The sequence below is a fragment of the Natronomonas sp. CBA1123 genome (genome assembly GCF_009741925.1).
Lineage (GTDB): Archaea > Halobacteriota > Halobacteria > Halobacteriales > Haloarculaceae > Natronomonas.
The window spans coordinates 18,870-31,815 of record NZ_WPCC01000001.1; the positions used below are offsets into that span (position 1 = coordinate 18,870).

The following is a 12,946-nucleotide window of genomic DNA, read 5'->3' on the forward strand; positions in this document are numbered from 1 at the left end:
CGCCGACTACGTTTCCAGTATCGCGTCGGCGGCGGCGTACCCCGCTTCTATCGCGCCATCGAGACTCCGCTCTGGGTACTGTGCCCGCGAGGCCATCCCCGCGTAGTAGACGCCCGGCGCGGCGTCGCCGAGGTCGTAGGGGACGACCATATCGAGATACCCCCGCTCGTAGATGGGCGCCGTCCGAGGATTACGGGCAGTCCGTATCCAGTTGACCGACTCGCGGTCGAACTCCGGAAACAGCGATTCGATACCATCCAGCCACGCTTCTTCGACGCCCGAATCGTCCATCTGCCACAGTTCTTCCTCGGGGCGCTGGATGTAACTGACTGCGTACAGTAGGTGTTCGCCGCCGTAGCGCTCCGGCGGGACGAAGTTCGTGTGCTCGATGAGCGCACCGAAGGGGACTTCTTCGGCGATGTTCAGCCAGTAGGTGTCGGTCAGCGGTTCATCGACGCTGATGACCGAACACACTGTCCCCTGGAAGTCGATGTCGCATTCGTAGCCGGTGAGGTCCTCCAAAACGTTCGGCATCGCCGCGACGACGGCGTCGTCGACTGCGTGTGTCGTCTCGCCGTCGGCAGTCTCGACGGTCATCGTGGAAACGCCATCCGTACATTCGAGGTCGGTCACGCGTGCGCCCGTCGTGATGTTCTCCCGTCCGACCGCCTCGACGAGCGCGTCGAGCAGCGTGGCGAACCCGCCGTCGAAGTAGCCCAGCACCTCCCCTTTCAGGATGTCGCGTTCGCCGCGGAACTTGATGCGGCCGAGCAGCCACGCGGCGCTGACCTCTTCCCAGCGGTCGCCGAACTTCGCCCGCAACAGCGGCAGGAAGAAGTGCTCGAAACAGCCCCGGGAGGTGTGTTCGAGGATGAACTCCTTCACCGGCACGTCCTCGAAATCCTCGAGTCGCTCGTAGCTGTCGAAGGAGGGGACGCCGCCGCGGACGTCGATGTCCAACACGAGCATGCCGAGGCGGAACTTGTCGTACAGCGAGAGGTGCGGGTAGGCGAGGATTTCCCACGGCTTGTTCATCGGGTGGACGACCCCGTCGACGTAGTAGGCGTCCGAACCGTAGCGCCACTCCAGTCGGTCGTCGACGCCCAACTCGGCGGCGAGTTCGACGATGGTCTCCTCGGACTTCGAGAGGTGGTGATAGAAGGCCTCGATGCGGTCGCCGCTCGTCTCGTAGGTAGCGGCGAGACCGCCGACGGCGTCGGCGGCTTCGAAGACGTGTGCCTCCCGGCCCGCCTGCTGGAGGCGGTAGGCGGCAGCGAGGCCCGCGAGCCCGCCACCGACGATACCAATCATGTTCGGGCCTGCGCCCTCGGCGGTGTTGGCTCTTTTGACTGGGCGAGCAGTTCGGGTACCTTTATCCGAGGCCGACCGGTACTGCGGGCATGGTCACGGTGCGGGCCCCGGCGACGAGTGCGAATCTGGGCAGTGGCTTCGACGTCTTCGGTGCCGCCTTAGAGCGGCCCGCCGACGTGGTTCGCGTCGAGAAGGCCGACCGCACCACTATCGACGTTACCGGCGTCGGCAGTCAGTACATCCCCGAAGACCCCGAGAAGAACACCGTCGGGGCGGTCGCGGAGGCGCTGGACGCCCCCGCCCACATCAGCATCGACAAGGGCGTCCGGCCAGCCTCGGGGCTTGGCTCCTCGGCCGCCTCCGCCGCTGCCGCCGCCGTCGGCCTCAACGAGCTGTACGACCGCGGCCTCACTCGCGAGGAGTTGGTCCCCATCGCCGCGGAGGGCGAGGCGGTCGTCTCCGGGGCCGCCCACGCCGACAACGTCGCCCCTTCGATTATGGGTGGGTTCACCATTGCTCGCGAGGACGGCGTGACGCAACTCGACGCCTCGATTCCACTGGTCACCTGCCTACCCGAAATCGTCGTCTCGACGCGGGACGCCCGCGAGGTCGTCCCCGACGGCGCACGCATGGAGCAGGTCGTCGAATTGGTCGGCAACGCCGCGACGCTGGCGGTCGGGATGGCGCGAAACGACCCCGACCTCGTCGGCCGAGGCATGAACGACAGCATCGTCACGCCCGCGCGTGCGAAACTCATCACCGGGTACAGCGAAGTCCGGGAGGCGGCCTTCGAGGCCGGCGCGACCGGCGTCACCATCTCCGGTGCAGGTCCGGCGGTCATCGCCGCCTGTCACGAACGAGACCGTCGCGACATCGCCGGAACGATGATAGACACCTTCGAGGAGGCTGGCGTCGAGGCACGCGCCTACCAGACGGAAATCGGGAAGGGCGCGACGATTTACTGAACACGAGGAGCTTTTTGCTAGCATCCGCGAGCGGTTTGCTGAAAAGAGCGCAAAGCGCTCTTTTCGCATACCACAGGAGCAGAGCTCCTGTATAGCTCGCAAATCTTCGATTTGCTTACTGACGAAAGACGCCGCTGGCGTCTTTCGAACCACACCGGACACGACCGCAGGGAGCGTCCGGGTCGTTTTTCCCCACGTTTTTGCGCGAGGGGGTTTCCTCGCTCGCTACGCTCGCTGCGGAAACCCCCTCGCGTAAAAAGTGGGTTTTCAGAACTCCTTGATAACGCCGTAGCCGACACCCATCACCACTCCGTAGACGACGAAGGCCAGCAGGAACCACGGCTGGAGCGTCGGGACGAACAGGCCGAACGGCGTAACGGTGTTGACCGCCAGCGGCACCGCGATGGCGCCGACGGAGATGGCGGCGACGATGCCGTAGACGAAGCCGGCGACAGCGGCGGCGGTGGTGACCGGCGCACGGTCGAAGAAGTCGCCGAAGACGGCGTCGAGGTCGGCGTCGGCCTCGACCGTCTCGTCCATCGAGCGGGCGTACTGGCTGAGTCGCGGGCCGACGGCGACGGCGAAGGTCAACCCGAGAATCAGCGAGATGGCGAGCCAGACGACCCAGCCGATGGTAACGCTGCCACCGTAGCCGACGATGGCGGCGAGGAACCGCATCGCGCCGCCGCCGACCATGTGGTGGACAATGAGGCCGCCGACGGAGCCGCCGAACAGCGACCCGAAGACGATGGCCCGCTGACCGCTCGTCCCGATGGCCGTCGAGGTGGGGAGGTCCTCACGGACGATGGTTCGCTTCCGGAGTTGTGTGTAGACGAGGGTGAAGGCGACACCGAAGACGAAGTAGCCGGCGACGGGCGGTGCAGTGTGCGGCAGGTCGATGGCGGTGGCGGCGGGAATCCCCACAACACCGAAAGCAACGGTGAGTATAGCGCCGTAGACCAATCCGACACCGAGTCCCCGGACGAAGCCGAGACGGCGTTCGAGCGTCCCGGCCGCAAGCGGCACGAACAGCAGGCCGGCAACGAGCGATAGGACGAACCAGACGGCGATGCCGGCGGTGAGCGAGGGCATCCCGACGATGTTCCCGAGGACGTAGAGATAGGGGTTCGGCGGGAGGGCGCCGTAAATGAGGCCGATGCCGGCGGTGCCACCGACGATAGCGCCGCCGAGGACCGGCACACCGCGGCCGTGGAGGAACGCGGGGGTGAGACCGGCACCGCGAGTCCCCTCGTAGACGGCGCCCAAGGCGACGCCGAAGAGGAGGTACGCTGCGAGGACCGTGCCGGCGATGTGCGGCGTCGGCAGGGCGAACGGCGTCGCCGAGGTGATGACCGACGGCATGAGAAGCATCGCGACGAAGACGAGTAAGACGCCGTAGACCGTACCGACCTTCAGGCCGGTCTGGGCGGGCACGTCGGTCCGTTCGACACGACGGGCGCCCAACGCGGCGAAGACCATCGCGAACAGGAAGGTGAGGCCCAGCCACATGCCGAACCCGATACCGGCGGAGCCGCCGAAGCCGACGATGGCGCCGAGCAGTCGGAGGTAGACCGGAGAACTGGCGTACAGCAGTCCGCCGGAGACGGCGCCGGCGACGAGCGCCGAGAACATCACGGCACGGCTCCGGCCGACGAGGAACGCGGGCCGGAGCGGCCGTTGGTTGACGACCTTCCCGAACGTCGACCCGAGGACGACGCCGTAGACGACGAACGCGCCGAGGGTGCTCACCGCGACGTTGCCGAAGCCGAGTTCGAACGGCGTCACCGCGGAGGCAACCGCCGGCACCGCGAGCAGGCCGACGAAGACGGCCAGCACGATGCCGTAGACGAAGCCGTAGCCGGTGGTACCGTTACCGCGGGCGGCGTGGCCGCCGGCGACGAGCGCGAACAGCAGTCCCAGCACGGCGGTGAGTCCGACCCAGATGCCGAGGCCGGTCGTCGGGACGCCGTCGCCGGCTATCGCGCCGAGATAGCGGAGATACAGCGGTTGTTGGGAGTAGACGATGGCACCCGAGAGGGTGCTGGCGAGAGTCGGGGCGAGGACGGTCGCCCGGACTCGAGGACTGATGAACGAAAAGGAGGGGAGCGGAATGGTACCCTCGAGCGTGAGGCCGTAACCGAGGCCGAAGACGAACCCGAAGACGGCGTAGCCGACGACGATGTTCGTGTTCGTCAGCGGCACGTCGGCCGCCGGGATGAGCGAAGGGACGACGACCAACCCGACGACGACGCCCGCGAGGGCGCCGTAGAGGAGGCCGACCCCGGCCGCGGTCGTCCCCAGCGGCGAGCGCATGACGAGCGGTTGGACGAGTTTGCGGAACAGTGCGATTCGTGCGGTCAACCACGTGGTCGCGGCGGTGTAGGCGGTGATGGCCGGCGCCGCGAACGCGGCGAACACCAATCCGAGAACGAGGGCCAAGCCGAGCCACGCACCGTAACTCGCGGTGCCGCCGACACCGACGACGCTGCCGATGAAGGCGAGATGAATCGGCGCGAGGCTGTTGAAGGCCGCAAGACCGGCGAGGCCGCCGAGTATCGACCCCACCAGGGCCGCCCCCAAAACCCCGTCGTCCAGCGAGGCCGCCTCCTCGGACGCCTCGGGTTGACTCTGTGCGTTGCGGGTAGTCACGAGTATCTACACAGGTGTGTTTTTCCTATGTAATAAAGCGTTGCGGGGGGTGTACACGGTCATTTAAGCCGGGGCGTAACCGGGAGTGGCAATCGCCGCCACCCTGCCGAACCTTTTATTTCCGACACGTTCGATGGTGGGTTGTCGACACACACCACAGGTATTCACACATGTCCATCCCGTTTCCATCCGAAGAGTGGATTGTAGAGTGGCGCGAGCAACTGAACGACAACGACGAGTACGCCGAGAAGGGACAGGGGTGGGGCGTCGGCTTCAACGGGGACTTCGTGTTCCACATCCGCGCCGACGACCGACTCCCGGAGGACCGATACTTCTTCATCGCCCTCGACGACGGCACCTGCACCGAAGCGCGGGAAATCGATTCCCCCGACGAAGTCGATGCTGGGTTCGTCTATCGGGGCGACTACGACGACTGGGTCGCGCTCAATCAGGGCGACATCGGCCCGATAGACGGGATGATGTCCGGCGTCTTCGACATCGAGGGCGACATGCAGAAAGTCCTGCAGTACAGCGAGGCCGCCGTCGCGATGAGCGAGACGGGCCAGCGCATCGACACGGAGTACACGTACTGAGCGGTTCCGACTCGTCTTTTTTTAAACGGCCAGCATTGAGAGGCATCACGCCCAACTCGAATCCCGAGAACTGTCGTGGTGCACCATGGCAGACAGAGACGCAGTTCGAGAGCAGTTCGAGGACGCCTTCGGCGGCGCCGACTACCCGGTGAACAGCCCGATGGACCTCGTGCCCGCCCTCCCGCAGGGCCCCGGCACGACGTTCGACATCGGCGATGAGACCATCACGGCGATGGAACTGAACCAGGAGGCATCCGGACAGGCCGACTATCCCTACGACAGCGTCGACGAACTCGTCGACGCCCTGATGGACGGCCTCGAAGACGAAGGCTACGTCTGAACGCGACCCTCTGACGGAGGTCGTCTACGCCCTCGACAGAGGGCGTCTTTTCATGCAACGGTGGCTTCGATAGCCGCCTCGACAGCGTCGGCGAAGCGGTCGACGGCGCCGGCCGAGCGGTCGAGTCCGAGAAACGGCTCGATGAGTTCGAGTTCCGACAGCAGGAACTCGCCGTCCCGAACGATGCCGTCGACGCGGGCATAGGGGAGTGCCTCGGGAGCGAGGCCGAGGTGCTTCCGTGCCGCGACGAGAACCGATTCCGCGGTCGCTATCGTCGCTTCGTGTGGGTTGTACGGTTCGACAGCGTCGTTTGCGGCGAAGTCGTCTTTGGCGGGCCTTCGGATGGAGGCGTGGCTGTACTCGCCGCCGAAGAAGACGAGCGAGCGCTCGCCGTCGAAGATTTCGGGGAGATACTTCTGTACGAGAAGGTCACCCTCCGAACGGGCGCGTTCGAATCGCCCTTGGGTGTCGCTGTCGGCGGCCGCCGCACGCGAAACGCGCCAGACGCCGGCCGAACTCGTTCCGACGGCCGGTTTGACGACGGCTTCCGCCCAGTCGTTTCCCTCCAGTATCGAGGCCAGTTCCCGGTCGCTCGCCGCCGGAACCTCCGTCGTCGGGACGATATCGACGCCGGCATCGGCGAGGTCGCGGAGGTAGGACTTGTGCATGTTCCAGCGGACGACCGATGTCGGGTTGAACGCGGGGACGCCGGCCGAATCGAGGGCGTCCAGCCACCGCCGGAACGCGTCGGGTCGTCGGTGGTACTGCCAACAGGAGCGAAACAGGACGGCATCGAGGGCGGTGGAGTCGGCCTCGTTGTCGCTCCAGACGACCGGCTCGGCGTCCATGCCGCGAGTCGAGAGTTCGGCGGCGAGCGCTTGGCCGTCGTCGGTGAGGGAGGGCGCTTTCTCGCCGGTGACGATGCCGACATCGAGCGGCGTCATGACTCGGGAGTCGAATCGGCGTGACCGTAAGAATGTCGTCGGATGGTCGAAGGCCGTGGTTGAATTACCCGGCGGTTAGACGCCGCGGCCCTGCAGTTTCTCCTCTTCGGGCATCGTCTCGTTGGCCTGTCCCTTCATGCCCTTGCCGATGCCCTTGGCGATGTCGCGGAGTTTCTCGGGGTCGTCGTAGTTGTTGACGGCCTCGACGATGGCGGTGCCCATCGCGTTGGGGTCCTCCGCGCCGAAGATGCCGGAGCCGACGAAGATGCCGTCACAGCCCAACTGCATCATGAGCGCGGCGTCGGCGGGCGTGGCGATGCCACCGGCGGCGAAGTTGACGACGGGAAGCCGGCCCATCTCGGCGGTCTCGTGGACCAACTCTCGCGGGGCTTCGTGGTTTCGCGCCCACTCGTCGCGCTCCTCGTAGTTCATGCCGGAGAGTTTCCGAATCGACCGCTGGATGTTGCGCTGGTGGGTGACTGCCTGGTTCACGTCGCCGGTGCCGGCCTCGCCTTTCGTTCGAATCATGGCGGCACCCTCGTCGATGCGGCGCAGCGCCTCGCCGAGGTTGCGGGCGCCACAGACGAACGGCGCGGTGAAATCGCGTTTGTCGATGTGGTATCGCTCGTCGGCGGTCGTCAGGACCTCGCTCTCGTCGAGCATGTCGGCGCCGGTGGCTTCGAGAATCTGGGCCTCGGCGGTGTGGCCGATGCGGCACTTGCCCATCACGGGGATGGACACTTCGTCGATAATCTCTTCGAGGGCCGCGGGGTCGGCCATCCGAGCGACGCCGCCGCGTTTGCGGATGTCGGCGGGGACTGCCTCCAGCGACATGACGGCGACTGCGCCGGTGTCCTCGGCGATTCGAGCCTGCTCGCGGGTGACGACGTCCATGATGACGCCACCCTTCTGCATCTTCGCGAAGCCGCGCTTGACGAGGTCCGTCCCGCGACGGAGCTCTTCGAGGTCCGTTTCGGTCATACGCCCGTGTTGGAGTCGGACCCACTTAACGCGTGTCTTTCGAGGGGTGGTGGCCGGTGCCGAGGTGTTTTTGTGCCATCGCTCGGTGGAGGCCACATGGACATCCGAGGGTTGTTCGAATCCGACGTGCCCCGCGCGGACCTCCCGCGGTACGTCGCGCCGCTGCCGGAGGCCATCGAGAACCTCGGCCTCAACCTCGCGTGGCTGGTCGTCCTCGTCAACCTCGCCGGCACCGCATTCGGCTTCTACTACTACCGGTTTCAGTTCCAGATTACGCCCGTCGAGATGTGGCCGTTCGTCCCCGACAGCCCCGCGGCGACGCTGCTCATCGCCCTCGCCTTGGCGGCGTGGAAACTCGACCGGCCACAGGCGTGGCTGACGGCGCTCGCCTTCTTCGGCAACATCATCCTGGGCGGGTGGACGGTGTACGTCCACTTCGCATACTGGGACGCCTTCAGCTATCTCCACCCGGCGATGCGGCAGTTCCTCATCTGGAGCCACGCCGCGATGGTGGTGCAGGCGTTCCTGTTGCACCGAATCGGCGATTTCGACCCGCGCGCGGTCGGCGTCGCGACGCTGTGGTACACCGTCGACACCGTCGTCGACTACTTCATTCCCGTTCGCGGGGACCTCCATCACACGCTGATTCCGCTGGAACGTGACGCACCCGTCTTTTTGGGTGCCGACGCCCTCGGCGTCGCGGCCGCCGGTGCGGTCGTCTTGCTCATAATCGCGGTGTATCTGTCGCTTGCGACCCACATCGAAAAACAGCGAACAGGCGCGGTCTGATTACTCCAAGAGGCTCTCGCCGGTCATCGCCTCGGGCTTCTCGACGCCGATGAGTTCGAGTAACGTCGGCGCGATGTCTGCGAGCGTCCCGCCCGAGCGCACGCGTCGGCCGCCGTCGGTTCCGTCGGGGGCGACGTAGACGAACGGAACCGGATTCGTCGTGTGTGCGGTGTGGGGGTCCTCGGGAGTGCCCATGTCGTCTGCGTTGCCGTGGTCGGCGGTGACGAGGACGTGTCCGCCCGCGTTCCGAACCGCTTCGACGAGTCGGTTCAGTTGTGCGTCGACGGCTTCGACGGCGGCGACGGCAGCCTCGAAGTCGCCCGTGTGGCCGACCATGTCGGGGTTGGCGTAGTTCAACACCAGCACGTCGGGGTCCTCGCGGTCGATGTAGTCGACGGCGGTGTCGGTCACCTCGCGGGCGCTCATCTCGGGTTGCTCGTCGTAGGTCGGCACGTCCGGACTCGGGATGATTTCGCGGTGTTCACCCTCGAACTCCACCTCGCGGCCGCCGTTGAGAAAGTAGGTGACGTGGGCGTACTTCTCGGATTCGGCCATCCGGAGTTGCGTGAGGCCGGCCTTCGAAACCGTTTCGCCGAGCGTCTCCTCGGGTTCCAGCGGCGGGTAGGCCACCGGCAACTCGAACGTCTCGTCGTACTCGGTCATCGTGACGAGGTGGGTGTCGGGTGGGTCGGTCTGGAAGTCCCACTCGGGGCGGATATCGGCGAGCATCCGGACGAGTTGGCGGGCGCGGTCCGACCGGAAGTTGAAGAAGACGACCGAATCGCCGTCGGCGAGTGCGGGTCCGCCGGAAACGAGCGTCGGTTCGACGTACTCGTCGGTGTCGCCACGCGCGTACGATTCTTCGACAGCCTCGACCCCCGAATCGGCCTCGAAGGGTGCCTCCCGGTCGACGATGGCGTCGTAGGCGCGTTTCGTCCGTTCCCAGTTCTCGTCGCGGTCCATCGCGTAGTAGCGGCCACACACCGTCGCCACGTCACCTGTTCCGGCCTCCTCGGTGACGGCTTCGAGGTCCGCGAGAAAGCCCGCGCCGCTCTTCGGGGCCGTGTCGCGGCCATCGGTGAAGGCGTGGGTGACGGCGTCGACGCCGCGTTCGCCCGCGAGTTCGACCAGTGCGTGGAGGTGCGCTTGATGCGAGTGGACGCCGCCGTCGCTGACCAATCCCATGAAGTGGACGCGGCCGTCGTTGTCACGTGCGTGCGTGAAGGCGTCGGTGATGGTCTCGTTGTCGGCGAAGACGTCGGCGTCGATGTCGTCGGTGATGCGCGTCGAGTCCTGTTTGACCACGCGGCCGGCACCGATGTTGAGGTGGCCGACTTCGCTGTTGCCCATCTGTCCCTCCGGAAGGCCGACGCGTCGACCGTGTGTTTCCAGGGTTCCGAAGGCACCCGTCTCGCGGAGGCGGTCGAACGTCGGCGTGTCGGCGGCGGCGACGGCGTCCGATTCGCCACCGTCGCCGAGCCCCCAACCGTCAAGGATGACCAGCGCTGCTCTCATTACCCGAGGGAAGCCGTCGGCGGCGTAAGGCCGTGTCGGTGTTCGTCGGTTCGCCGTCTCGGAAGGGTTTTCCCGCGCCCCGCCGGACACCGTGGTATGGACTTGCGGGTCATCGGCGTCCTGCTGCTCGTCCCCCTGCTCGACATCATGCTGCTCGTCGTCCTGGCGACGCAGTTGGGCGGGGTCGTGACGGTCGCACTCGTCGTGTTGACGGCGCTCATCGGTCTGCTGCTCGCCCGCGCAGAGGGGCGTCACACACTCCAGCGCCTCCAGCGAAAACTGGCGCAAGGCGAGCCACCGACCGACGAACTGCTCGACGCGGCCCTCCTGTTGGTCGCCGGCGTCTTGATGCTCACGCCCGGTCTCGTGACCGACCTCCTCGGGCTGCTGTTGGTGTTGCCGCCGACGCGGTACCCCATCAGGGTGTTCACCAAACGGTACGTCGTCAAGCCGTACATCGACGCCCAGACCGGCGGCTTCGCCTCCGGCAACGTCTACATCGGCGGGTTCCCCAACGACGACGAGGGCGGCGACCCCGGCGAGGAGTTCTTCCGTCAGGGCATGGGCGAGGGCCGCCCCGGCTCGGAACCGGTCGATATCGACGAGGAGGCCTACGAGTTCACCGACACGGACGAACCTGACGACGACGGCGACGATTCAACCGACCGCCGGGCGTGACATAGCCCACCGAAGGGCCGCCGAAAAGAAACGTTTAAACAACCAACCGCTTTACGATGAAACGCGCCTACCTAGGGCCAATAGCTCAGCTAGGTATGAGCGCTCGGCTGATAACCGGGAGGTCCTCGGTTCAAATCCGAGTTGGCCCACTCGGTTTCCAACCGGCCTTTGGCCGACGGAAATCGGTGGCCAAACTCCCGTAGGCGCCCAATTTCGGACGATACCACTTCTCGAAGAGCGGCAGTTCTCGGATGGGTTCGTTCGACTATCCCGCCCGATAGCGGCACTCTACCGAACTCTCGGCAGGAGGTAGCCGTCGAGTGAGTCTATATGAATTGACCAAGGGGGTATCATAATTGCCACGTCACTGAAGCGTGGTTGGACTGTAGGAGCGACTGGGCGGAACACGAGAGGCACAACTGCACATCCCCCACCCAACCGACGATAGCGCGTCGGCTCCTGTGTCTCTTCCGTCCTAACTGTTACTCAACACGCCCGGAACAGCCGAAGAGACCGCTCAGTCCTTCGAGCCGTGCTCGGGGAGTCGAAGGGTCAGCAGCACGACCACGACCAGTATCCCGGCCAACAGCAGGTACCCTTCGTCGAAGTATCCACGGTCGGCGATGGCGCCGAAAAGTACCGGCCCGGCAGCGCCGAGCGTCGCCGACGTCGTTCGAACCGCACCGAGTCCGGTTCCCTGAATCTCGTCGGGAATCGCATCCGAGAGGAACGACTGGGTAATCGCCCCGGAGCCGAGCATCGTACTCACGAGGGCGGTGACGGCGACGAGCGGCCAGATTCCCTCGATGAAGGGGAGCGACGCCAGACCGGCGACGGGGCCGACGAGAACGGCGACGAGGGATTTTCGCATGCCGATTCGGTCGTAGGCCGCGCCGGCGAGTGGCTTGACGACGACGCCGAAGGCGAAGAACACGCTGAACAGCACCCCGGCGACCGACGACGGAAGGTCCTTCTCCTCGACCAGATACGTCGGATAGAAGCCGGTGAACGACTGCCAGATGAGGATGTACAGAAAGAGGATGAACGCGACGAAAAGCAGGTTCGACCGGCGCAACTCGGCGATAACGTAGCGTGCGCTCTCGGCCGAGAGCGAATCGACCGCGCTGGCCGTCGGCGTTTGTGCCGGCAGGACTATCCAGAGGACGACGCCGACCAACAGGAGCAGTGGGATGATGAATCCCAGGCCGAGTTGCCACGCGACGGCGGCCGCGAGCGCACCGGCAATCGGCGGCAACACCGTCTGGCCGAGGTCGCCGGTGGCCATCGTCACCCCGAGGGCGCTCCCGATTCGGCCGGGGTAGATGTCGGAGAGTATCGTGATGCGCGCGATGGGATACAGCGACTGTCCGAGACCCACGAGCGCCGTCGCGGCGAACAGGACGAGGGGCGTCGGTGCCGTCACGACGGCCACGAGTGCGATGGCGACGACGACAGTCCCCGCGGTCATGACCGCCCGTTCGCTGTACCGGTCGGCGAGGATACCGCCCGGGAGTTGGCCGAGTGCCGACCCGAGCCACAGAACGGTCACGAGCAGGCCCGCGACCGTAAGACTGAGACCGAACGACTCCCGGAGGTACGGCAACAGCACGGGATACACCATCCGGGTGCCGAGCAGTATTCCCCAACCACCCGCAATCGCGACGAGGAGCGGTCCCTTGCCGTCGCCCCACAGTTCTCGTCCCTCGTTTCCGATAGATTCGACCAATTCCATCTCGAGTGCTAGTATCGACCCGTTTCAGAGCGGACGAATAACTGTTTATAAATGCAGGAGGGCGGGGGGGACAGGAAATGTCAGCTCGTCTCTAATTCGGGTCGGTGATCAGGTGTCGGCGACTTCGACCGTGATGTCGGCGACGGGGCCAAGCGGGTCGCCCTCGGTATCGCCGGATGGGTCGGCATACAGCTCCGGTCGGGGAAATTTCTGGGAGGCCGACGCTTCCGTCCGGACCTCGAGTGTTTCGCCTGCAGTACCTTCTTTGCCGTCGATTTTGATACCGAGGTGACCGGCCTCGTCACCCTCCGGCGCCGTGTACTCGGTGCAAGCGATGACGCCATGGTAGGTTTCCTCGTCAGTTTCGATTGTGACGACGGTTCCGTCCTCAAGTTCATGCATGGTGTCGATAAGGGCGGTGATACTCTGCATCTGAAGTATTGGTATTA

Annotated in this window: 12 protein-coding genes and 1 tRNA gene; 6 read left to right on the plus strand and 7 right to left on the minus strand. The window is 65.6% G+C overall.

Annotated elements, in window-relative coordinates:
• Window positions 1-6: 6 nt before the first annotated feature.
• On the minus strand, window positions 7-1,311 hold the full coding sequence (locus tag GJ631_RS00095) for an NAD(P)/FAD-dependent oxidoreductase (RefSeq protein WP_156707194.1): 1,305 nt from the start codon (window positions 1,309-1,311) through the stop codon (window positions 7-9).
• Between the two features lie 89 nt (window positions 1,312-1,400).
• Between GJ631_RS00095 and GJ631_RS00100 the strand changes: the two genes are divergently transcribed.
• On the plus strand, window positions 1,401-2,276 hold the full coding sequence (locus GJ631_RS00100) for a homoserine kinase (protein WP_156707195.1): 876 nt from the start codon (window positions 1,401-1,403) through the stop codon (window positions 2,274-2,276).
• A gap of 267 nt (window positions 2,277-2,543) precedes the next feature.
• On the opposite strand, the gene GJ631_RS00105 is transcribed toward GJ631_RS00100, so the two are convergent.
• Window positions 2,544-4,925 (minus strand): hypothetical protein, encoded by a 2,382-nt coding sequence (locus GJ631_RS00105; protein WP_156707196.1) that lies wholly within the window; start codon window positions 4,923-4,925, stop codon window positions 2,544-2,546.
• 170 nt (window positions 4,926-5,095) lie between these two features.
• Between GJ631_RS00105 and GJ631_RS00110 the strand changes: the two genes are divergently transcribed.
• Entirely contained in the window at window positions 5,096-5,518 is a 423-nt protein-coding gene (locus GJ631_RS00110; RefSeq protein WP_156707197.1) for an SCP2 sterol-binding domain-containing protein, read from the plus strand.
• Between the two features lie 85 nt (window positions 5,519-5,603).
• A complete protein-coding gene (locus GJ631_RS00115) occupies window positions 5,604-5,858 on the plus strand; it encodes an MTH865 family protein (RefSeq protein WP_156707198.1) in 255 nt (84 codons plus the stop codon).
• A gap of 50 nt (window positions 5,859-5,908) precedes the next feature.
• Here the strand turns inward: GJ631_RS00115 and GJ631_RS00120 are convergent, their stop codons facing one another.
• Both GJ631_RS00120 and pdxS read right to left on the minus strand, forming a co-directional pair.
• Window positions 5,909-6,802 carry a RimK family alpha-L-glutamate ligase gene (locus tag GJ631_RS00120; protein ID WP_156707199.1) on the minus strand — a complete coding sequence of 298 codons (894 nt, stop codon included), beginning with the start codon at window positions 6,800-6,802 and terminating at the stop codon, window positions 5,909-5,911.
• Between the two features lie 75 nt (window positions 6,803-6,877).
• Window positions 6,878-7,783: a pyridoxal 5'-phosphate synthase lyase subunit PdxS gene (gene pdxS / locus GJ631_RS00125; protein WP_156707200.1), complete on the minus strand. Its 906-nt coding sequence runs from the start codon at window positions 7,781-7,783 to the stop codon at window positions 6,878-6,880.
• 96 nt (window positions 7,784-7,879) lie between these two features.
• Between pdxS and GJ631_RS00130 the strand changes: the two genes are divergently transcribed.
• Window positions 7,880-8,572 (plus strand): DUF1405 domain-containing protein, encoded by a 693-nt coding sequence (locus tag GJ631_RS00130; RefSeq protein WP_156707201.1) that lies wholly within the window; start codon window positions 7,880-7,882, stop codon window positions 8,570-8,572.
• Here GJ631_RS00130 and gpmI read toward each other — a convergent pair whose 3' ends face one another.
• On the minus strand, window positions 8,573-10,087 hold the full coding sequence (gpmI, locus tag GJ631_RS00135; RefSeq protein WP_156707202.1) for a 2,3-bisphosphoglycerate-independent phosphoglycerate mutase: 1,515 nt from the start codon (window positions 10,085-10,087) through the stop codon (window positions 8,573-8,575).
• 96 nt (window positions 10,088-10,183) lie between these two features.
• Between gpmI and GJ631_RS00140 the strand changes: the two genes are divergently transcribed.
• Together GJ631_RS00140 and GJ631_RS00145 are read left to right on the plus strand one after the other, a co-directional pair.
• Window positions 10,184-10,765 carry an FxsA family protein gene (locus GJ631_RS00140; protein WP_156707203.1) on the plus strand — a complete coding sequence of 194 codons (582 nt, stop codon included), beginning with the start codon at window positions 10,184-10,186 and terminating at the stop codon, window positions 10,763-10,765.
• A 74-nt stretch (window positions 10,766-10,839) separates the two neighbouring features.
• Window positions 10,840-10,914, plus strand: a tRNA-Ile gene (locus GJ631_RS00145).
• 368 nt (window positions 10,915-11,282) lie between these two features.
• On the opposite strand, the gene GJ631_RS00150 is transcribed toward GJ631_RS00145, so the two are convergent.
• Both GJ631_RS00150 and GJ631_RS00155 read right to left on the minus strand, forming a co-directional pair.
• Complete coding sequence (locus GJ631_RS00150; RefSeq protein WP_156707204.1) at window positions 11,283-12,497, minus strand: MFS transporter; 1,215 nt, start codon at window positions 12,495-12,497, stop codon at window positions 11,283-11,285.
• A gap of 108 nt (window positions 12,498-12,605) precedes the next feature.
• Window positions 12,606-12,929 carry a hypothetical protein gene (locus GJ631_RS00155; RefSeq protein WP_156707205.1) on the minus strand — a complete coding sequence of 108 codons (324 nt, stop codon included), beginning with the start codon at window positions 12,927-12,929 and terminating at the stop codon, window positions 12,606-12,608.
• Between the last annotated feature and the right edge of the window lie 17 nt (window positions 12,930-12,946).

Excerpts from the sequence above, each read along its gene's own strand:
- GJ631_RS00095 (WP_156707194.1), bottom strand. The coding sequence starts at position 1,311 with ATGATTGGTATCGTCGGTGGCGGGCTCGCGGGCCTCGCTGCCGCCTAC.
- GJ631_RS00100 (WP_156707195.1), top strand. The coding sequence starts at position 1,401 with ATGGTCACGGTGCGGGCCCCGGCGACGAGTGCGAATCTGGGCAGTGGC.
- GJ631_RS00110 (WP_156707197.1), top strand. The coding sequence starts at position 5,096 with ATGTCCATCCCGTTTCCATCCGAAGAGTGGATTGTAGAGTGGCGCGAG.
- GJ631_RS00115 (WP_156707198.1), top strand. The coding sequence starts at position 5,604 with ATGGCAGACAGAGACGCAGTTCGAGAGCAGTTCGAGGACGCCTTCGGC.
- GJ631_RS00120 (WP_156707199.1), bottom strand. The coding sequence starts at position 6,802 with ATGACGCCGCTCGATGTCGGCATCGTCACCGGCGAGAAAGCGCCCTCC.
- pdxS (WP_156707200.1), bottom strand. The coding sequence starts at position 7,783 with ATGACCGAAACGGACCTCGAAGAGCTCCGTCGCGGGACGGACCTCGTC.
- GJ631_RS00130 (WP_156707201.1), top strand. The coding sequence starts at position 7,880 with ATGGACATCCGAGGGTTGTTCGAATCCGACGTGCCCCGCGCGGACCTC.
- gpmI (WP_156707202.1), bottom strand. The coding sequence starts at position 10,087 with ATGAGAGCAGCGCTGGTCATCCTTGACGGTTGGGGGCTCGGCGACGGT.
- GJ631_RS00140 (WP_156707203.1), top strand. The coding sequence starts at position 10,184 with ATGGACTTGCGGGTCATCGGCGTCCTGCTGCTCGTCCCCCTGCTCGAC.
- GJ631_RS00150 (WP_156707204.1), bottom strand. The coding sequence starts at position 12,497 with ATGGAATTGGTCGAATCTATCGGAAACGAGGGACGAGAACTGTGGGGC.
- GJ631_RS00155 (WP_156707205.1), bottom strand. The coding sequence starts at position 12,929 with ATGCAGAGTATCACCGCCCTTATCGACACCATGCATGAACTTGAGGAC.